Here is a 20,420-nt window from a genome sequence, read left to right as displayed (position 1 = left end):
ACTATATATCTTATTCTTAACTGTTAATTTAATTCATTAAGTAAGTTAATAATAGAACCTTTAATTTGATAATCTTTAATTTTTAAAATCATCTCTTTAGGATAATATAATTTATGGTCTTCTCTATTAATCCCTGTAATACTATTAATCACCAATGATTGATTACTTATTTCTGTAATTCCACCATTACTTTTTAATAAATGAATCGGTTTGCGATTTGAGCCTGGGCGATCATAATCATAAGGTAAATCTGAAAATGCTTCACTTACAAAGTAATAATCAGGATTAATACCACCCGCTTCAAATAATTCTTGCAATTCCGAAATGGTAATAATTGAACCGTCGAAAGGAATATATTTAAATAAATCTCGATTGATAAACCGTCTTGATAAATCACTTAATATTGTATCATTTTCATGAATCCATTTCTTCAAGTAATACAATACAACTGCTTCATCAAGTTCTACATATTGTTCAATCGTCATTGTTCCTTCAAAGAATGGTATAAAGTCTTTTGGATACATTTTAAATTCATATCCTTCATTATAAAGCTGCTTAGCTCGTTTTAAACAATTGTTTAATAAAACTTCCCCACCACGGCTTACTGGATGAAAATATATTTGCCAATACATTTGATAACGACTCATAATAAAATTTTCGACAGCATGCATACCACTATCTTTAATTAACACTTCTTCTTTAGATGGTCTCATCAACCTTAAAATACGCTCCATATCAAATGAGCCATACGTTACGCCTGTAAAATATGCATCTCTTTGTAAATAGTCCATTCGATCAGCATCAATTTGTGAGGAAATCATAGAAATAACAAGCTTATTATCGTGCGTTTTATTAATTACATCAGCTACTTGTTTAGGAAAGTTATCAGAGACTCGACTTAGTACACCATTAACCTCAGTGTCTCCTGTGATAATAGCTTGTGTAAATGCTTCATGGTCTGTATTAAATATTTTTTCAAAACTATGAGAGAAAGGACCATGACCTAAATCATGTAACAACGCAGCACACAACGCAAGTGGCCGATCAGTATTATCCCACGCGTCTTGTCCTATAAATGTCTCATCAATCATTCGGCGCACAATTTCATAAACACCCAAAGAGTGTCCAAAACGACTATGTTCGGCTGTATGAAATGATAAATACAAAGTACCTAGTTGTTTAATACGTCTCAAGCGTTGGAATTCTTTTGTTTTAATTAAGTCCCAAATCAATTGATCCTGTACGTGGATAAATCGATGAATTGGATCTTTAAATACCTTTTCTTCTGTTAATTTACTCGTTGCATATGATGATAGCGTCATACTTTCCCTCCTATCCTATATATTCCAAAAAACATTTATTTTTTGTTCCTCATATTACTAGACGAAACAATGTTAATTATTCATATGTTTGTTAAAATGATTTCTTCATTAAAGCTAAATCCATGATTTCACCATACATTTCAGGTTGATATGAGCGAATAATCTCGAATCCATGATTTTGATAATATTCGATGCCATTACTATTATTGTTATCAACTTCTAAATAAACTGTTTCATACTGGTCTTTAAACCTTTTCAACCCCGCTTCTAGCAAACGAGTTCCATAACCTCTATGTTGAGATTCAGGTCTAACATAGTGTGCAGATAAATAAAGCTCTTCACCATAAATGAAATTTGCAAAACCAACAATCTCACTATCTTCTTCTGCCACTAAAAATAATTGCTCATTTAGTCTCTTTTTTAAATGCGTTTCATTATATGAAGCGGCCAACAGTTCATTAACTGTTGAAGCAGCATAAATATTTAAATATGTGTTATACCAAGCTTTTGTCGCAACATCTCTTATCGCTACAACATCTTTTTCAGTTGCTTGTCTGACACTATACATGTGACTTCTCCCCTAACTATTTACTTCACTATTAATATAGGCATTATACCACATGTATGATACCTTAATTCAATCTAGACATTCAAAAAGCTTCACAAAAATTTATTTTAAAACTATTAATAACTACAACTTTTTAAATATGATTATTTGACACAATATTTTTTATACACATATTTCTAATTATTTAAAATTTTAAAGCAATCATTAAATAATCACTCAATACTATAATTTCATACTAACCTTCTTAAAATCATGATTTGGTTATTTCCCCATTCCATTCTTTTACATGATTAAATGCTTACTTTATGAATTGCACTACGTTAGCTTTTGGACGATTTCTACCAAAAATAATGTTATCAATGTCGTCTATCTTCCTACTTATAAATAATTTGGTTCTGTTGCAAAGTAAAAAATATAGCTAACCACTAATATATCATGTCAATGTTCGCTTAACTTGCTAGCATGATGCTAATTTCGTGGCATGGGGAAAATCCGTAGATCTGAAGAGACCTGCGGTTCTTTTTATATAGAGCGTAAATACATTCAATACCTTTTAAAGTATTCTTTGCCGTATTGATACTTTGATATCTTGTCTTTCTTACTTTAATATGACGGTGATCTTGCTCAATGAGATTATTCAGATATTTCGATGTACAATGACAGTCAGGTTTAAGTTTAAAAGCTTTAATGACTTTAGCCATTGCGACCTTCGTTGAAGGTGCCTGATCTGTAATTACCTTTTGAGATTTACCAAATTGTTTAATGAGACGTTTGATAAATACATATGCTGAATGATTATCTCGTTGCTTACGCAACCAAATATCTAATGTATGTCCCTCTGCATCAATGGCACGATATAAATAGTTCCATTTTCCTTTTATATTGATGTACGTCTCATCAATACGCCATTTGTCATAAGCTTTTTTATGCTTTTTCTTCCAAATCTGATATAAAATCGGGGCATATTCTTGAACCCAACGATAGACCGTTGAATGATGAACGTTTACACCACGTTCCCTTAATATTTCAGATATATCACGATAACTCAATGCATATCTTAGATAGTAGCCAACGGCTACAGTGATAACATCCTTGTTAAATTGTTTATATCTGAAATAGTTCATACAAAAGACTCCTTTTTATTAAAATTATAATATAAATTCAACTTTGCAACAGAACCATATTTAATATGATTAATATAGGTATTTGGCCAATGGTCATTCTAGCATTATTAATCATAGCTAATAGTATTTTTATGGTTTACAAGACAGTAGACGTTAAAAAACGCAAATGACAAAAAAGCAATCTCACTCTTAATTTATGTGAGATTGCTTTTATTTATCATAACAATATAATGACGTTTCAAGCACATTATTTAATGTTACAAACACTTCTTCAACTGTATAGTTATAGTCATTTTCTACCCAACGTCTTAGTACTTCTATTACGCCACTACTGTAAAAATCAGCTACAATTTCAGGATGTTTACTTTCTCTAATCTTTTGCGCTAAGGGGGCACGCTTACGAGTTGGGTTATTTAACATCATTTCGCGACTCACATTCGTTAAACTTCTAAATACATCTGCCTGTCGAGACGAAACTAATAGATGCTTAAAAATCTTTTTATTATTACCAATGTAATAGATAAAGTCTTCAAATGATTCAGGGGTTGTAATGTCTGCTGATGTGTCACTTTTAGCTATAATTTGTTGTGTAATAAAGTCAGGTAAAGTGTAGAGTAATTCATATTTATCTTGGAAGTATCTATAGAACGTACTGCGGTTGATTTCTGCAATATCACATATTTTTTGAACCGTGATTTCATCAAAATGATAATCATGTAAAAGTATAAACACTGTTTCATGAATATGTTTAATCATACGCTTTTGATTTGCTGACGGCATTATCTGATTCTCCTATTTATTTAATCTAGTCAGATAGCCTGACGTAATAAGAGTAATTTATCACAATAAAGTTGATTTTTCCAAACATAACAACTGATACTACGTTTAAATTTGTTTATAAAAAAAGAGTAAATAAGTTATTTGAAACGTTTAATACTATAAGAGCGATATAAAAAAGTAGGAGCGAAACTGAGTTTAGTTTCACTCCCTCGCAATAATAGCTACGATTGAGAAGAGTTTGTCTTAAGCGCCTTCTCAACTCGGTTTGCTACTGTAAATTTGCATTATGAGTTTTAAATATGCTACACCAAACGAGCATATTCTTTATTTGTCTTTCTTTACTTTGTAATTAGATAGTCTCAATACCTTCTAACCATTCATCTACTTTATTATCATTATCATCCACATAGTCTTTAGCTACTTGTTCTGGATTTTTGTTATCAACAAAGATTTTTTTAGCTAATTTGTCTTCGTCAGATTTACTCCAATCATCTGCCATACGTGTTGCAACTGTGTATGCAGCTGGATGTGCTTCTTTAAAGTCTTTGTTAAATACTAAGTCAATATGTTGATTATTATTACCATAAATGTTGTCTGGATCTTTCAACATTTTAACGTCTAATTCTTTAGAGAACCAGCTAGGTTCCATTGCTGTGAAGACGATAGGTTCTTGTTGTTTAAAAGCAGATTGAATTTTCTTGAATTGGTCTTGGTCAGAACTTTCTTTCAAGCTATATTTATCCAAGTTGTCACTATCAAGTTCATCTTTAGTTTCTTGCATAACGCCATTACGTGCGTCTGTGCCTTGAATTGCCCAATCTACAGATTTTCCGAAGTCACTGTTTTTTAAGTCACTAATTGAGTCGACATCTTGCACGTACTTAGGTACGGCTAAACCTACTTTTGCGTTATCAATTAAATGTTTATCATCATAAATTGTTAATTTACTTTTGAACTTATCGTAGTAACTTTTATCAGTAGTAGGGAATATACCTGATGCATGGAATGAATCAGAGTTCTCTGATACAGCAGCATATAACGGGCCACTTGCTGTTACTGGTGTAGTTGTTACATCATAACCTGCTTTTTTCAATACTTCTGCTATAACTAGTGAACGTGGTGTTGAATTATCACTCGCGATATAAGATATTTCGATTTCTTTATTACCAAGTGATGTTTGACTATCGTCTGATGAACCACTACCGTTACCACTATTACCACAAGCACTTAGCACTATGGCTAAGGCTAGTGTGGCTAGTAGTCCTAAGAATTTCGAACTACGTCGTTTTAACATAACGTGTTTCCCCCTTTTTAATATTAGTCTCTAAGTTCGTCATCATGACGATGTTGAGATGATCGGTTATATCTATCGTAAACACCTTTGTTGTTTTCACGAGCGTATAACATTAATGCTTTGAATAATACATCTTGATCAATATTGCTATCAGTTAATTCTTTGTATAAGTTTGTTGTTTTATCAAAATTTGAATCATGATAATCATGGTTATCATTTTGATGATCATGATTGTTGTGACGATAATCATCATTTCTATCGTAATTGTCTTGATAGTGTCGATCATTATAATTACGTTCATCATGATGAGTATGGTCGCCATCTTGAGTATAAAGTGATTCATAGTCGATATCATCACGTTGATTATCATATTGATGTTGGCGATGATGCTGGTCATGATGATTATTTAAATGCACAGAACGGTTATAATCTTCGTCATTATAATTGCGATTGTAGTTACGTTTGTCATTTTGATAAACATAGTTATCTTTGTCTTGTCTAGAGTATTCACTATTTTTATCGTTGACATGACCTTTTTCAGAAGATGTGTCGTGATGATTATCTTCTTCTAAAGCTTTACCTTCAACGTCAACGTTTGGCAATACTGCACCTAACCATTTAGGAAGGTACCATGAAGCTTTACCAAAGAGTTTCGTCAATGCTGGAATTAATGTCATACGTACGACGAATGCGTCGAATAACACACCGAAACCTAATGCGATACCCATTGACTTAATTGCACTGTCATCTTGGAAGACGAATGCGATGAATACACTGAACATAATAAGTGCAGCAGCTACGATAACAGGTCCACTTTCTTTGATACCTACACGGATTGAATGATCATTATCGCCAGTCTTACTGTATTCTTCATGTACACGTGTCATTAAGAAGAGCTCGTAGTCGATGGCAAGTCCGAATAACAATCCAATTGTGATTACTGGAAGGAATGCAAGTAATGGTCCTGTGTTTTCAATACCAAATAAGCTACCCATAAAGCCATGTTGAATGACTAATGTTGTGAAACCTAATGTAGCCATTAATGAAAGGATAAAGCCTAGTACTGCTTTTAATGGAACTAAGATCGAACGGAACACAATCATTAATAAGAAGAATGCTAATACAACAATAACGCCTGCAAATACTGGAATAGCGTTGTTTAGTTTTTCTGACATATCGATGTTAATAACACTTTGTCCTGAAATTTCAGTGCCATAGTCATATTTTTCTTGCGCTTGGCTATGATAATCACGTAAATCATATACTAGATTTTCTGTTGACTGTGAGTTCGGTCCTTTTTCAGGAATGATTGTGAATAATGCGTAATTGTTGTTGTCAGTTAGTTGTGCTTTTGAAACTGTATCAACATTATCAATGTCTTCTAAATCACTACGCATATTATTTAAATCACGTTCGATAGTGCTTTTACTTCCACCATCTTTTGTATTTACTAACATGACAATTTGTCCGTTATAACCTTCGCCAAAATTATCTGAGATTAATTTATAGGCTTTGTATTCTGATGAGTCAGTTGGTTTTAAACTATCATCTGGAATACCTAAACGCATGCCACTGACTGGTATAGCAGCTAAAATTAAAATAATTAAACTTACAATAACAGCGATAACTGGCTTACCAACAATAAATTTTGCCCAAGAATGATCTTTAGGGTCTTTACTTTTAGTTGGTTTATCTTTAATTTTAATACTTTTATGGAAGATACTGATTAGGGCAGGTAATAGTGTTAATGCTGCTAATACTGCAAATAACACACTAATCGCTGAAGCGAATCCCATAACCGCTAAGAAGTCGATTCCTACAAGTGATAAACCACAAACAGCAATCATAACTGTAAGACCAGCGAATATTACAGCACTGCCTGCTGTACCCACTGCTGTTGCAATAGCTTCTACAGTATCGACACCTTTTTTCTTAAGTTCTTTAAATCTAAATAGAATAAAGAGTGAGTAGTCAATACCAACAGCTAAACCTATCATTACAGCTAGTGTAAGAGTGAAGTTTGGAATATCAAAGATATATGTTAATAATGCGATGATACCAACACTTGAACCTAAACCGATGATTGCACTAATAATTGGCATACCAGCTGCGATAAGTGAACCAAAGGTAATAAGTAAGATTACGAATGCTACGATGATACCGACAATTTCTGATGTACCACCAGGTTCGGAATTCATAGCGCCACCTTGAGTTTTTTCAATTTGCACATTATGGTTGTCAGTTACATCTTTTAATTCTTTGTCGATGATATGTTTAGAAGAATCTTTTAATCCAGTTTGTGGAACTACATAACTTACGTTAGCGATAGCAGTATCGCCTTCATCATTAACTTGTCCACTGTCATATGGATTAGAGATATTTTGGATATAATCATCATTTTGTCTGATATTGTCTAAAGCATCTTCAATATCTTTCTTCGTATCTTTATTATTGAGTCCATCATTCTTATTAGAATGGAAGACTATTTTCATCGAGGCTTTCTCACTGTCCTGATGAAATTCTTTACTGATTTTATCGTTTGTGTCTAATGACTTAAGGCCGTTCATAGTGATGTCACTGTCAAACTTCGGTGAGTTTATCATTAATGGCGTGATAATAACACCTAGTATAACAAGCCATCCTATAACACTTAGCCATTTGTTCTTAGCTATAAATTTTCCTAGTTTGTATAATAGCTTTGCCAAGACATTTCCCCCTATTTCATTAATTTATATCGCTTAAAGTATGGGTAGTGTGCTGATGTTTTGTGAGCAATTACATTAAATCGATACCTCAAATTAAGCATATTTAAAATGTTACATTTGATAATGTAACAAGTTATACCCACGTTCGGTACCATTAAAAGTTTTACGTCGTTGGAAAATGCAACACTTTGGAAAAATTGTTGGTGAAAATAGCGTGTATTAAGGAGATATATAAGAAAACAGGTTCTGTTGCAAAGTTAAAATTATATGCACATCTATACAAAACTATAAAAGCAAATATTGTTTTAACAGTAAAGAGCTTTATTAGTATTAATTATTTTTCGTTTTTCAGTATAAATATTACATGATTTTTAACTTTGCAACAGAACCCTATTTATTATTGCGTAAAAAATACCTGAGACAACAAATGATGTCTCAGGTTCTTAATCTATCTCTTAAGTTAATTTTTAATTGAGAATAAACTATCAATTTTGTCTATTTCACCTTGTGATAATTCAATATTTGCAGCATCAATATTTTCAACAACTTGCTCTGCACGTTTTGCACCAGGAATGACAACATCTAGTGATGGACGTGTAAGATAAAATGCTAATACGACATTGGCAATCGTTGTATCATGTGCTTCTGCAATATCAGTTAATGCTTTTACACGACGAACATTATCTTTGAATACGTCTGGCTGAAAATCAGGACGTTCTGCACGATGATCCTCAAATGTTTGATTTTCATCGTACTTGCCAGCTAGTATACCTGAAGCAAGTGGGAAGTAAGGAACAAATGTAATATTATTTTCAGCAGCATATGCCATTACTTCTTCATTTTCACGATGTAATAAATTGTATTCTAATTGAACAACATCAACATATCCATCTTTATTCGCTTCTTTTAATTGTTCTAAAGAGAAATTAGATACACCTATTGCTTTAATTTTACCTTCATCTTTAAGCTCTTTGAGAGCGGCTACCGCTTTATCTTTTGGTGTATCGTCATCAGGAAAATGAATATAATACAAATCAATATAATCCACTTGAAGACGTTCCAAACTATTTTCAACTTGCTGTTTTAAAAATTCTGGATCGTTATTTTGAACAACTTCTCCATTTTCTTTAATAACATGTGAACCTTTTGTTGCAATTTGCACTTTCTCGCGTGGATATTCTTTTACAACTTGTCCAACTAATTCTTCGGAACGTTCGGGCCCGTAAATATATGCTGTATCTAATAATGTTATACCATTATCAATAGCTTGACGAACAACTTCTTTGCCTTGCTCTTCATCCAAATTAGGATATAAATTATGGCCACCTACTGCATTTGTACCTAATGCGATAGGAAAAACGTTGACACTAGATTTACCTAATTGTACTTGATTTACCATTAAAGTCATCTCCTTTATTTAATATACTTAAATATATTCTACCCCAATTGTAACTTATTCATTCATGTTAAATACCTATTAGGAACAATTATCTTGACCTTAAAATCATTATACGCTTTAATGTAACTAATGAAGTTACATTAAGGTGGGTAAAAATGAATTTAGAATTCAATATTGCAGTACATGTATTATGTTTTCTTGCTCAACACGATCAAGAACAATTCAATAGTAAAGAATTAGCTAAATTAACATGTCTGAACCCTGTACAACTTAGGCGCGTTCTAGCATATTTAACTGAACACAACTATATCAAAGTTCAACGTGGTAAAGCAGGAGGCTATCAAGCCAATCAACATACTGCTCAAGTAGATTTAGCCAAGTTATATCAACACTTTGTTTTAGATAAAAATAATAGCCAAAGACGATTTACTGGCGATTCTGACAGTCATTGTCAAATTTCTAAGAAAATTGCTCATACAATGTCACATTATTATTCTCAAGAACATCAAATAATTTTAGATTTTTACAAAAATAAAAATATTACAGATGTTTTGGCAGATATTTTACAGGAGGGATAAAACCATGAAAAATTATGATTTGATTATTATTGGTTTTGGAAAAGCAGGTAAAACATTAGCGGCACATGCTGCTGGTCATGGACAAAAGGTTGCAGTGGTAGAACAATCAACAAAGATGTATGGTGGTACATGCATTAATATCGGATGTATACCTACTAAAACATTAATTCATGATGGTATTGAAGGTAATTCATTCAAAGAGTCTATTACTAGAAAAAAAGAAGTCGTACAAGCATTGAATAACAAGAACTATCAAGGCTTAAATTCAAAGAACAATATAGATGTTCTAAATTATAACGCCAAATTTATTTCTAACGAGATAATAGAACTACAGGATAGTAATGGAACAATTCAAGAAACAATTACCGCAGATAAGATATTAATCAACACTGGTTCACGTGCGAATATCCCAGATATCAAAGGGATAGATACAGCTCAAAATATATATGATTCTACAGGATTACTAAATATTGACTATCAACCTCAAGAACTTGTTATTATTGGTGGCGGTTATATCGCTCTCGAATTCGCTTCAATGTTTGCAAATTTTGGAACACATGTAACAATTCTTGAGCGTGGTGATGCTATCATGACAAATGAAGATCAAGACATTGCAAATCTTATTGTCAAAGATTTACAAGATAAAGGTGTGACTATAAACACTAATACTAGCACTATTGCATTTTCAAACAATAAAGATCAAACTATCATACACACAAATCATGGAGAAATATCAGCTGATACTGTGCTCTTAGCCACAGGTCGTAAGCCAAATACAAATCACTTAGGTCTTGAAAATACAGATGTAAAAATTGGAAAACAAGGTGAAGTGATTGTAAATAAACATTTGCAAAGTACAGTGAAACACATATACGCTGCAGGTGACGTTAAAGGTGGATTGCAATTTACGTATATTTCACTCGATGATTATAGAATCATTAAATCGCATCTATTTGGTGATGGTTCTAGAACAACTGAAAATCGTGGCGCAATACCTTATACTGTCTTTATTGACCCTCCCCTATCTAGAGTAGGACTAATTGCAAGTGAGGCTAAGTTACAAGGATACGATATTCTAGACAATAAAGTCTTTGTCAGTAACATACCCCGTCATAAAATCAATAATGATTCCAGAGGTTTATTTAAAGCAGTGATTAATAAAGATACAAAAGAAATTTTAGGAGCGTCATTATATGGCAAAGAATCAGAAGAACTGATTAACTTAATCAAACTTGCTATAGATCAACATATTCCTTACACAGTATTAAGAGATAATATATACACACATCCGACAATGACCGAATCCTTTAATGACTTGTTTTTAGAACCACTTTGATCTTTGATCATTAGTGGTTCTTATGCAGGTGATTTTACCTCCTGCGTTCCTCTCCATACTTTGATCTTTGATGATTAGATACTACAAAAATATAGGAATTATCTATTACGAATATTTAAAATTAAAGACCGATGAATTCCTTTTTAGAACTCATCAGTCTTTAATAAGAATATGATAGTATTCATATCTAATGCGACAACCTACCATATTACAAAGTAATGAAAATTAAATGGTTTAATATATTAGTATTTGCAACTTAATTATGTACTACTAACATTAAAACCACCTGCGACATTAATTCATGTCACAGGTGGTTTTGATTCATTTATTTCTCTGCTTTGCGCTTCTTTAACTTTTCCTTAAGTTTGCGATCTTGTTCTTCTTTACGACGTTTTCGTTCTTCGTTACGTTTTCTTAGTCGCTCTTCTTCTTCTGGATCACGTGGTTTTTTTAATTGTTTTGTAACCTTTTCCATAAGTTCTTCTTCGGTTAACGCAGCAAGTGGTCGATTATTGACAAATGCAAATGTTTTACGTCGACCTGGTCCACAATAAGATTGACAGCCTATTTCAATTTCAGCTTCCGGATCTAATTTTTCTAATTTTCGCTTCAAAGACTTTAAATTTACAGCCTGACACTCATCACAGATTAAAAATTTATTTTTCATCTTGCTACCCACCTTTCTATATAAACTCTTCCACCATCATCGTTAATATAACTCTATTTATTTTACTCTTTTTACTATAAAATTCAAGATACTTTTCACTTTAAAATTCATACATACCATATACTAATTAAATAAGAAAGTGGAACTGAATACACAGTCCCACCCCCGGTTGAGCCTCGAACCCTAAATGACTTATATCACGAGTTACTTTACTTATTGCCCGTGATAAATTTTAAATTTCAATGGTTTGATATCATTCATTTGCCATTCGTTATAAATAATATTTTTATCAATTACCTTGTTGATAATAGTAATGCCACAATCGCCACCACCAGCACCTGAAGTTTTAGAAGCGCCACCGTGCTTTTCACCGACATCACATAATTTTTTTAGCTTATCTGTTTCAATTTCAACTGATGCTTCGTTATCCATAGATTGAATAATACGTCTGTTTATACGTATCATCTTTTGAACACCTTTGATATTATTAGTTTTAAAAGCTTGGATTAAACTTTCTACACAAGCATGAGATTGATCTAAAAAATCACCATAAAAACTTGGATCTGATTTTAAACGTTTGACCTCACTCACTAAGTGTGGAGAAGAAGCTGGAGACCCAGTCCATCCAATAAGGACTTCCATATTTTCGGGAGCTTGTAAAGGTTCGATATGTAAGCCTGGCCAATTTTTTTCCAAAACATCATTCACCGATGTTTCTTCCATTTGCTGTTTCACCCAGTCATGGTCAAACGTACTATATGCAAGCCAACCACTGTAGACACTAACCGCAATATCGCCACATGAACTTAAACTTTGTAATTTCATATTTGCAATTACAGCTAATTTATAAATATAAAGGTTTGATAATTCCAAACCATAGAATTCATTCAAAGCTTTAACAACAGATACTAAAACAGCGGCGCTTGAACCTAATCCGTACTTCTGACCAGAGTTATCTGCTAAGTTACTATCAATGGTTAAATGAAAGTGCTTTAAATTCATATTGCAACTGCGCACATACTGTTCAAACACTTCTATAGCTGTCACAACATATTTCAGTTGCTTAGCAGCTTGAACATCTGAGATTTCAATTCTATCTTCATTACGGTCAAATTTAACTGGTTCATAATGTAATGTTTTGGAATGAATACTACCTTCAACTTTATTTGACGCCTCAATTGTCGCCGTTACAAAGCGATTTACTGCAATAAGAATAGATTTATATCCTGGTTCGGTTACTGCATACTCGCCTGCAATATAAAGTTTTCCGGGGGCTTTTACCTGAATCATTCTATCTCTTCCTTACTTAATAATTTCAACACCAGAGCTAATGATATCACTTGCTATAATCTTCGATTCGTCAAATACTTTTAAAAATTGTTCCATCACAGCTTGTTTATTTTTCTTTTCTACTAAAACTTTTACATTGGGACCCGCGTCCATTGTAAAGTAACAAGGTAAATTGGCTTTTCGACACTGTTCCACAATCGCCATAGCATCGTAGCTTTCTTGCACTAAATACGTGAAAGGAGGTTGAGCGCCTAAGTTAGTGGCATGCATACGTAAACCATTTGCTTCAATGACTTCTCCTAAGCGTTGAAAATCTTGATTTTTGACTGCCTCTTTTGCTTCATTTAAATCTTCATCAACGTGATCCAACCAATATTGATAAAATCTAGAAGTATCTCTTGTTAGTGACATTCCTGACCTACTAGATACTTTTTTTGACTGATTGTTAATCACTACAAATATCATTGATAAATCTTTTTCCCAACCATTGGAATTAATACCATGTGCATATGAAGTTAAATCATCATGCCCTTTTTCCCATTCGGCAAATCCACCAAAAATACTTCTAGAAGCAGAACCTGAACCACGTCGAGCTAATCGTGATAAGTCTGTATCTGATAAGTTCAATGACAAAGCTTCATTACAAGCGGCAGCTAAAGCAGCGTAAGCACTCGCTGAAGAAGCAAGTCCTGCTGCTGTTGGCACATAATTTTCACTTTCAATTCGCGCATGCAAACGATTTCCAGCCAAATCTCTCACTATATTCATATAGTTTTGAATCTTTTCTTTCTCTTTGGCATTCACTTCATTACCATTTAAAATAAGGCAATCTTCAGTAAAATCAGGGTCAAATGTCACTTTTGTTTCAGTATAAAATCTATCTAAGGTAACTGATAAACTATTATTCATAGGAATAATGTAAGTTTCATCAGCTTTCCCCCAATACTTAATCAACGCAATATTTGTATGTGCTCGTGCTTTGCCACTTTTCACCAATGATTTAACCTCCTAAATGTTCAATCCATGTATGTGCTGCGCCAGCTTTTTCAACAGCAGCAACAATAGTCTTTGCAGTTTTTAAATTTTCCGCAAGAAGAAGCATGCTGCCACCTCTTCCTCCACCAGTTAGTTTACCAGCAATGGCACCATGTTCTTTCCCAATTTGAAGTAATTTTTCTATTTTATCGTGACTTACTGTTAAATGTCTCAAGTCTTCTTGACATGCGTTAAATATGTCAGCCAAATGATGGAAATCATGCTGTTCAATCGATTCGCTAGCACTGTGAACAAGTGTACCAATGTGCTCTATATATTTCATATATTCATCAGATTCACATAATACATGAACATCTTCTACTGCTTGTTTGGTAGAACCCTTTACTCCAGTATCAATGACAACCATATAACCATTTAATTTTAGTGATTTTAATTTTTCGGCCTGCCCTTGTTTAAACCAGACGGGTTTATTTGACACAATCGTCTGCGTATCAATACCGCTTGGCTTACCATGTGCGATTTGCTCCGCCCAATTTGCTTCTTTAATCAATGTTTTGTCATCTAAAGGTTGATCCATAAAATCATAACTGGCGCGTACAAACGCTACTGCTACTGCAGCACTTGAACCTAAACCTCTTGATGGAGGCAAATTAGTTTGAATTTTTACTGATAGTGGTTCTTTCACTCCACTTTTTTCAACAAAGCGATTAATGATAGACTTTAGATGTTCGGGGGCATCGTATAACATTCCGTCATATACGTCACTTGTGATAGAAGAATAATTACCTTCATCTAAACTTTCAATGAGGACTTTAATTTTTCCAGCATTAAATGGAATTGCGATTGCCGGTTGACCAAATGTAACTGCGTGTTCACCCATTAGAATAATCTTTCCAGTAGATTCTCCGTATCCTTGTCTAGTCATGTTTTCTCACCTTTATATACCTTCTTTAAAATATCACTTCATAAGATGTACTGACGATGTTAGAATGATTGACTTGCTATTTTACGTGATATTAATTTAATTTCTTTACATATTCATCTTGATAGATGTCACTTAAATGTCAATTTTATCGAATACATTTATCATATCGCCAATAATCAAGCGTTCATTATAACTATTTAAAAGTAAAATAACAACAAAAGGGCATAATAACTTTTTGTTTAAGTTTTCACAACACTTTAATATTATAAAACTCTTTTAAAGAGTTATCAAAATCATGAAATATATTTACCTTAAATGACAATTTTGTAAACATCGTTAAATTTTTTACTAAAGTTTTTAAAATTTTCCACCTCAACTATAATACTACAAATTTGTGATAGAATATATATCATTTTCTAACAAAGTCATCTTAACTTTTGTTTGAAAGGTATTTTTATTAAACAAAATAGTAGTAAGATTGAATTCAAATTGAATTTGTTGTCCTCTTTTAACCTCGAATAACACTTGCCTATTTTGTTGAATTTCTATGTGAAATTTTCTTGGTTAGAACCCCGTCTTGATTGAAAATTAATAAAAAATTATTTTCTATTCACATCAACTATCACTGCTAATACGTAAAAAAACCTGGGACAATCATTTTGTCCCAGGCTTATCATTTTATGACTTATCTATAGTGTCACACTTGCTAAAAATCTAATTTTTCATTCATTTTCGCATTGCGTTCTAACATCTTATCATAATACCCTTCGTAACGTGTCCACTCGTCTTCTGTAATAGGATCCATATTTAAGTTTGCCCCTAAATCTTTTAGTGCATATAATAATAAAAACATAACATCTTGCACTTTAATTTCTCTATTTAAAAGGGTTTCTAAAGATGCCATACATGAGGGATCTATGTCTGGATAGTGAAATTTAGTAGTCTCCCCTTTAAGCGCACGTTGATAAAACTGTTGCATCATTAATGCCCGTTCTGAGCCAGAACCTTCAATACATAAGTATATTTGCACTGCGATACCACCACGTACTCGTCGCTGCGAAATCCCGGCAAATTTCTTATCATTAATACTTAAATCAAATTTTCCTGGGCAATACGATTGCTCAATTTCTTTAGTATCGATACTAACATCTTCATCCTCAAACATTTTACTAATCAATAAATACATCACTGTAAAGGCTTCATCAATAGTCGTTTCGGTTTGTCCTTTAAAAATCAAAGATATGTTTAAAATTCCTTGATCTAATACGACACCCAAGCCACCAGAATTCCTAACAATTGCATTATATCCTTGTTCATCTGTAAGAAAACGAATACCATCACTTAAAAATGGTAAACGCGAATCATGAATGCCCAAAATCACGGTGTGTTGATGTATCCACGTTCGTACTACATTACAAGATAAATCTTTACCAACGCTTTCGGAAAAAGTGTCATCAAACGCAAAAGATTGCATGGGCTCTAAACCACTTGAATGATCGACATAACGCCAGTTGATTTGATTAAAATATTTAGTTGCTAAGTCCATTATTGTAAAGCTTGAGCAGCTGTAATAATAGATAAGTTATAAACGTCTTCAGTTGAGCAACCACGAGATAAATCATTGACTGGAGAGTTTAATCCTTGTAGGACTGGTCCTACTGCATCGTATCCACCTAAACGTTGAGCAATCTTATAACCAATATTACCTGCTTCTAGACTAGGGAAAACAAATACATTTGCATCACCTTGAATTTTTGCACCAGGTGCTTTCTTCTCTGCTACGCTAGGAACAATAGCAGCGTCAAATTGGAATTCTCCATCAATAACTACATGATCTAATTGATCTGCTTCAGCTTTTTCTTGAGCTAACTTCAATGCTTCTTGCACTTTAGTAACATCATCCGATTTAGCAGAACCTTTTGTAGAAAAGCTTAACATAGCTACTTTAGGGTCCATTCCAAAGCTTTGTGCTGATTTAGCACTCTCTACTGCAATTTCAGCAAGTCCTTGAGCATCTAATTCTGGATTAATCGCACAATCTCCAAAAATATATTGTTCGTCGCCTTTAATCATAAAGAAAATACCAGATGTTCTAGATACACCAGGTTTAGTTTTGATAATTTGTAATGCTGGTCTGACTGTATCTCCAGTAGAATGTGCAGCACCACTCACTAAACCTTCAGCCTTTCCAGTATACACAAGCATTGTTCCGAAATAATTTACATTATCTAATAATTCAACTGCTTGTTCTTTAGTTGCCTTACCTTTACGTCTTTCAACAAAAGCATCTACAAGCTCATCTTTAAGTTCACTCGTTGCTGGATCTATGATTTCAATTTGAGTTAAATCTAAAGCGTGTTTAGAAGCAAGAGATTTAATATTATCTTCGTTTCCTAGAACGATAGGTGAAACATAGTCAGTTTTTTGTAGCTGAGTCGCAGCAATGAGCACTCGTTCATCTTCACCTTCAGGTAATACTATTTTTACATTTTTCCCGGATAATTTGTCTTGTAATACAGATAATAAATCAGCCATAATATCCTCCTTAATTCTCTCTTATAATAACGTTTACATAGTAAATTATACGTTATTTTTCATCAGAATTCCATTTCGCTTTTGTAAACATTTTTTTAGTAGTTAAATGACTGTTTGTGATAGAATTTGATATGAATCCAATAAAAATTTTGAAAAAGGAGCGAATAATAATGAGTGAAGCAGCAGAAACTTTAGATGGTTGGTATAGCTTACATTTATTTTATGCAGTAGACTGGACAACTTTTCGTTTAATTGCTGAAGATGATCGTGAAGCAATGATTACTGAATTGGAAACATTTATTAAAGATAAAACAGTTGCTAGAGAATCACATCAAGGTGATCATGCAATTTATAACATTACAGGTCAAAAAGCGGACCTTTTACTATGGTTTTTACGTCCAGAAATGAAAGAGTTAAATCAAATTGAAAATGAGTTTAATAAATTACGTATCGCAGACTATCTCATTCCAACTTATTCCTATGTGTCAGTGATAGAATTAAGTAATTATTTAGCAGGCAAATCTGATGAGGATCCTTATGAAAATCCCCACGTTAAGGCACGATTATACCCTGAATTACCACATTCTGAATATATATGTTTCTATCCAATGGATAAACGACGCAATGAAACTTATAACTGGTATATGTTACCTATCGAAGACCGTAAAACTTTAATGTATAACCATGGGATGATAGGTCGTAAATATGCTGGTAAAATCAAACAGTTTATTACAGGTTCAGTAGGTTTTGATGACTATGAGTGGGGTGTTACATTATTTTCAAATGATGTACTTCAATTCAAAAAAATTGTCTATGAAATGCGTTTTGATGAAACGACTGCTCGTTATGGCGAATTTGGTAGTTTCTATATTGGTCACATTCTAAACATCGAAGACTTCAAACAATTTTTTAGTATATAAGTTAAAGTGAAAAATTAACCCTACACACTAGGATTATAATCTACTAGTGTGTAGGGTTTTTAATATGTAAAAAGATAACACCTTATCTTAAATTTAATGACTATAAAAAATTTAAGAGCCTGTACAATTAAGATGTACTAGGCTCTTATGTTGTAGTATCCTTGGGAGAACTTTAAATCACTACTACGTATATAGTTAACCTCATAGAATATACCGTCGCTACTCAATATATTCACTGTCATCGTTAACTAATATTATTTTAACCTTTTTGAAACATTTGAAACATTATAGAAAGGTAAATGTACAACTATAAAGTTTTTTTTAATATTTATTATAAAATTCACCTATAAATCATTATTTTATCTGCTTAACTCTATGAAAATGACTTTAAATAACAAGTTGCACGTCATGTAAACCTCAAGGGTTGTGGCGTTTTCCTAAAACCTTTACTATAATTATAATAATGATTTATTCTTAATTTTAAAAAAATTTGGTGATGAAATGAATAAGGATACAATTGAAACATCTCGTGAAGCATTGATAAAAGATGTTGTTATGATTGCTGCTCGTATATTACTTGAATCTGGAGCTGAAGGTACACGGGTAGAGGATACCATGGCACGTATTGCTACAAAATTGGGCTATCCTGAAAGTAATAGTTTCGTGACTAATACTGTAATTGAATTTGTTTTACATAATGAAGCATATCCTCGGTTGTATAGAATTAAAACTCGAGATACGAACTTAATAAAAATTTCTCAAGCTAATGAAATCTCACGTCAAATTACAAATGGCACAATGACGCTTGAAGAAGCTAAGTATCAATTAGAGGAAATATATGTTGCTAAAAGAGATAGCAGTCTACCTTTTAAAGGAATTGCCGCAGCAATTATCGCTACGAGCTTCCTCTATCTACAGGGAGGTCGTCTGGTTGATATCATCACAGCTGTATTAGCTGGAACGATTGGATACTTAGTAGTAGAAATATTAGATCGAAAGCTACACGCACAATTTATTCCAGAATTCATAGGTTCTTTGGTAATAGGTATTATTTCTGTAATTGGACATGCATTTGTTCCTAGCGGAGATTTAGCTACAATTATCATTGCAGCGGTCATGCCGATTGTACCTGGAGTACTGATTACAAATGCTATCCAAGATCTATTCGGAGGACATATGTTAATGTTTACTACAAAATCTTTAGAAGCTTTAGTCACCGCCTTTGGTATAGGCGCTGGTGTAAGTTCAATATTAATTTTAGTCTAGGAGTGCACTCATATGTTTTGGATATTTAATTTTATATTTAGCTTTCTTGCTTCACTCTTTTTCTGTGTCATATTTGATGCCCCTAGGAAGTTGTATTTTGCTTGTGGCTTTGTCGGCGCTTGTGGATGGATGGTTTATACTGTATTATTTAACGGCTTTGAACTCCATACGATTTACTCAAGCTTTTTCGGTAGTTTAGCGTTAGGTTTACTTAGTCATTATATGGCCCGTCGAAAAAAAGAGCCTGTAATTATTTTTATGGTTACAGGTATTATACCTCTGGTTCCAGGAGGACTTGCTTATGATGCCACTAAAAATTTAGTGTTATTACACTTTGGAAAGGCGATTAACACAATGCTTGAAGTGACATTAATAGCAGGTGCTATTGCTTTAGGTTTATTATTTGCTGATCAAATTTCTAAAATCGTTATTTCAGGTTTTGCTCGTACCAGAAAAAGATTGTAATATCAATAAAATCATTCGCTAAAAAATTAACGTTACTCTAACCAATTAAATTTATAGTTAAATATTGTTAAAAAATATATGATAAATAAAAAGAGGTTGGAACATAATTCCTAGCAAAATAGCCAGTAAATGAGTTTTCATAAATTCATTTACTGGCTTTTTTATTTACAATGCTTCGTATTGTTGGCTCGCTTTCTTAGGGGACAGCTTCAGCCTGTAGTCTTCAGCTTGTCCTGTTCCCTCAAGAGTC

At 33.0% G+C, this 20,420-nt stretch carries 18 protein-coding genes; 5 read left to right on the top strand and 13 right to left on the bottom strand.

Annotated elements, in window-relative coordinates; genetic code table 11:
* Positions 1-23: 23 nt before the first annotated feature.
* The 7 genes from AC1Q7N_RS05960 to AC1Q7N_RS05930 form a co-directional block, all read right to left on the bottom strand.
* Positions 24-1,322, bottom strand: a complete 1,299-nt coding sequence (locus AC1Q7N_RS05960; protein ID WP_002438750.1) for an HD domain-containing protein — start codon at positions 1,320-1,322, stop codon at positions 24-26.
* A 91-nt stretch (positions 1,323-1,413) separates the two neighbouring features.
* Positions 1,414-1,890 (bottom strand): GNAT family N-acetyltransferase, encoded by a 477-nt coding sequence (locus AC1Q7N_RS05955; RefSeq protein WP_002438748.1) that lies wholly within the window; start codon positions 1,888-1,890, stop codon positions 1,414-1,416.
* A 449-nt stretch (positions 1,891-2,339) separates the two neighbouring features.
* Positions 2,340-3,014: an IS6 family transposase gene (locus AC1Q7N_RS05950; protein WP_001832122.1), complete on the bottom strand. Its 675-nt coding sequence runs from the start codon at positions 3,012-3,014 to the stop codon at positions 2,340-2,342.
* A 210-nt stretch (positions 3,015-3,224) separates the two neighbouring features.
* The gene (locus AC1Q7N_RS05945; RefSeq protein WP_001832161.1) at positions 3,225-3,794 is read right to left on the bottom strand and encodes a TetR/AcrR family transcriptional regulator; all 570 of its coding nucleotides are present in this window, start codon (positions 3,792-3,794) and stop codon (positions 3,225-3,227) included.
* Positions 3,795-4,143: 349 nt separating this feature from the next.
* Complete coding sequence (locus AC1Q7N_RS05940) at positions 4,144-5,088, bottom strand: glycine betaine ABC transporter substrate-binding protein (protein WP_001832065.1); 945 nt, start codon at positions 5,086-5,088, stop codon at positions 4,144-4,146.
* A gap of 23 nt (positions 5,089-5,111) precedes the next feature.
* Positions 5,112-7,793, bottom strand: coding sequence for an MMPL family transporter (locus AC1Q7N_RS05935; protein WP_001832045.1), 2,682 nt, complete (start codon positions 7,791-7,793; stop codon positions 5,112-5,114).
* 460 nt (positions 7,794-8,253) lie between these two features.
* Positions 8,254-9,192 (bottom strand): aldo/keto reductase, encoded by a 939-nt coding sequence (locus tag AC1Q7N_RS05930; protein WP_002484561.1) that lies wholly within the window; start codon positions 9,190-9,192, stop codon positions 8,254-8,256.
* A gap of 155 nt (positions 9,193-9,347) precedes the next feature.
* Here AC1Q7N_RS05930 and hypR point away from each other — a divergent pair, with 155 nt between their 5' ends.
* Entirely contained in the window at positions 9,348-9,770 is a 423-nt protein-coding gene (hypR, locus tag AC1Q7N_RS05925) for a redox-sensitive transcriptional regulator HypR (protein WP_002468721.1), read from the top strand.
* A 4-nt stretch (positions 9,771-9,774) separates the two neighbouring features.
* On the top strand, positions 9,775-11,106 hold the full coding sequence (gene merA / locus AC1Q7N_RS05920) for a hypothiocyanous acid reductase MerA (RefSeq protein WP_002484563.1): 1,332 nt from the start codon (positions 9,775-9,777) through the stop codon (positions 11,104-11,106).
* Positions 11,107-11,431: 325 nt separating this feature from the next.
* Here merA and AC1Q7N_RS05915 read toward each other — a convergent pair whose 3' ends face one another.
* The 6 genes from AC1Q7N_RS05915 to pta all read right to left on the bottom strand — a co-directional run bounded on the left by AC1Q7N_RS05915 (position 11,432) and on the right by pta (position 17,519).
* The gene (locus AC1Q7N_RS05915) at positions 11,432-11,773 is read right to left on the bottom strand and encodes a YuzB family protein (RefSeq protein ID WP_001832090.1); all 342 of its coding nucleotides are present in this window, start codon (positions 11,771-11,773) and stop codon (positions 11,432-11,434) included.
* Positions 11,774-11,986: 213 nt separating this feature from the next.
* Complete coding sequence (locus AC1Q7N_RS05910; RefSeq protein WP_001832075.1) at positions 11,987-13,063, bottom strand: phosphomevalonate kinase; 1,077 nt, start codon at positions 13,061-13,063, stop codon at positions 11,987-11,989.
* Positions 13,064-13,075: 12 nt separating this feature from the next.
* Entirely contained in the window at positions 13,076-14,059 is a 984-nt protein-coding gene (mvaD, locus tag AC1Q7N_RS05905) for a diphosphomevalonate decarboxylase (RefSeq protein ID WP_001832151.1), read from the bottom strand.
* Positions 14,060-14,063: 4 nt separating this feature from the next.
* Complete coding sequence (gene mvk / locus AC1Q7N_RS05900) at positions 14,064-14,984, bottom strand: mevalonate kinase (protein WP_001832069.1); 921 nt, start codon at positions 14,982-14,984, stop codon at positions 14,064-14,066.
* 706 nt (positions 14,985-15,690) lie between these two features.
* The gene (locus AC1Q7N_RS05895) at positions 15,691-16,530 is read right to left on the bottom strand and encodes a lipoate--protein ligase family protein (protein WP_002468700.1); all 840 of its coding nucleotides are present in this window, start codon (positions 16,528-16,530) and stop codon (positions 15,691-15,693) included.
* Entirely contained in the window at positions 16,530-17,519 is a 990-nt protein-coding gene (pta, locus tag AC1Q7N_RS05890) for a phosphate acetyltransferase (RefSeq protein ID WP_001832032.1), read from the bottom strand. The genes AC1Q7N_RS05895 and pta overlap by 1 nt, the downstream gene beginning before the upstream one ends.
* A gap of 170 nt (positions 17,520-17,689) precedes the next feature.
* Here pta and hemQ point away from each other — a divergent pair, with 170 nt between their 5' ends.
* The 3 genes from hemQ to AC1Q7N_RS05875 all read left to right on the top strand — a co-directional run bounded on the left by hemQ (position 17,690) and on the right by AC1Q7N_RS05875 (position 20,170).
* On the top strand, positions 17,690-18,439 hold the full coding sequence (gene hemQ / locus AC1Q7N_RS05885) for a hydrogen peroxide-dependent heme synthase (RefSeq protein ID WP_001832113.1): 750 nt from the start codon (positions 17,690-17,692) through the stop codon (positions 18,437-18,439).
* A 501-nt stretch (positions 18,440-18,940) separates the two neighbouring features.
* Entirely contained in the window at positions 18,941-19,705 is a 765-nt protein-coding gene (locus AC1Q7N_RS05880) for a threonine/serine exporter family protein (RefSeq protein ID WP_001832039.1), read from the top strand.
* A gap of 12 nt (positions 19,706-19,717) precedes the next feature.
* A complete protein-coding gene (locus AC1Q7N_RS05875; RefSeq protein ID WP_001832133.1) occupies positions 19,718-20,170 on the top strand; it encodes a threonine/serine exporter family protein in 453 nt (150 codons plus the stop codon).
* The last annotated feature ends 250 nt before the right edge of the window (positions 20,171-20,420 follow it).

The sequence above is a fragment of the Staphylococcus sp. GW823-FHT05F06 genome, assembly GCF_058795495.1.
The sequence above is the reverse complement of the archived record's forward strand: the minus strand, read 5'-3'. Positions and strand labels throughout refer to the sequence as shown.

Bases quoted from the DNA above. Each gene is read 5' to 3' on its own strand.
- AC1Q7N_RS05940 (WP_001832065.1), bottom strand. From the start codon at position 5,088: ATGTTAAAACGACGTAGTTCGAAATTCTTAGGACTACTAGCCACACTA.
- AC1Q7N_RS05955 (WP_002438748.1), bottom strand. From the start codon at position 1,890: ATGTATAGTGTCAGACAAGCAACTGAAAAAGATGTTGTAGCGATAAGA.
- pta (WP_001832032.1), bottom strand. From the start codon at position 17,519: ATGGCTGATTTATTATCTGTATTACAAGACAAATTATCCGGGAAAAAT.
- AC1Q7N_RS05910 (WP_001832075.1), bottom strand. From the start codon at position 13,063: ATGATTCAGGTAAAAGCCCCCGGAAAACTTTATATTGCAGGCGAGTAT.
- AC1Q7N_RS05880 (WP_001832039.1), top strand. From the start codon at position 18,941: ATGAATAAGGATACAATTGAAACATCTCGTGAAGCATTGATAAAAGAT.
- AC1Q7N_RS05960 (WP_002438750.1), bottom strand. From the start codon at position 1,322: ATGACGCTATCATCATATGCAACGAGTAAATTAACAGAAGAAAAGGTA.
- AC1Q7N_RS05930 (WP_002484561.1), bottom strand. From the start codon at position 9,192: ATGGTAAATCAAGTACAATTAGGTAAATCTAGTGTCAACGTTTTTCCT.
- AC1Q7N_RS05950 (WP_001832122.1), bottom strand. From the start codon at position 3,014: ATGAACTATTTCAGATATAAACAATTTAACAAGGATGTTATCACTGTA.
- hemQ (WP_001832113.1), top strand. From the start codon at position 17,690: ATGAGTGAAGCAGCAGAAACTTTAGATGGTTGGTATAGCTTACATTTA.
- AC1Q7N_RS05945 (WP_001832161.1), bottom strand. From the start codon at position 3,794: ATGCCGTCAGCAAATCAAAAGCGTATGATTAAACATATTCATGAAACA.
- AC1Q7N_RS05915 (WP_001832090.1), bottom strand. From the start codon at position 11,773: ATGAAAAATAAATTTTTAATCTGTGATGAGTGTCAGGCTGTAAATTTA.
- AC1Q7N_RS05895 (WP_002468700.1), bottom strand. From the start codon at position 16,530: ATGGACTTAGCAACTAAATATTTTAATCAAATCAACTGGCGTTATGTC.
- AC1Q7N_RS05875 (WP_001832133.1), top strand. From the start codon at position 19,718: ATGTTTTGGATATTTAATTTTATATTTAGCTTTCTTGCTTCACTCTTT.
- mvk (WP_001832069.1), bottom strand. From the start codon at position 14,984: ATGACTAGACAAGGATACGGAGAATCTACTGGAAAGATTATTCTAATG.
- merA (WP_002484563.1), top strand. From the start codon at position 9,775: ATGAAAAATTATGATTTGATTATTATTGGTTTTGGAAAAGCAGGTAAA.
- hypR (WP_002468721.1), top strand. From the start codon at position 9,348: ATGAATTTAGAATTCAATATTGCAGTACATGTATTATGTTTTCTTGCT.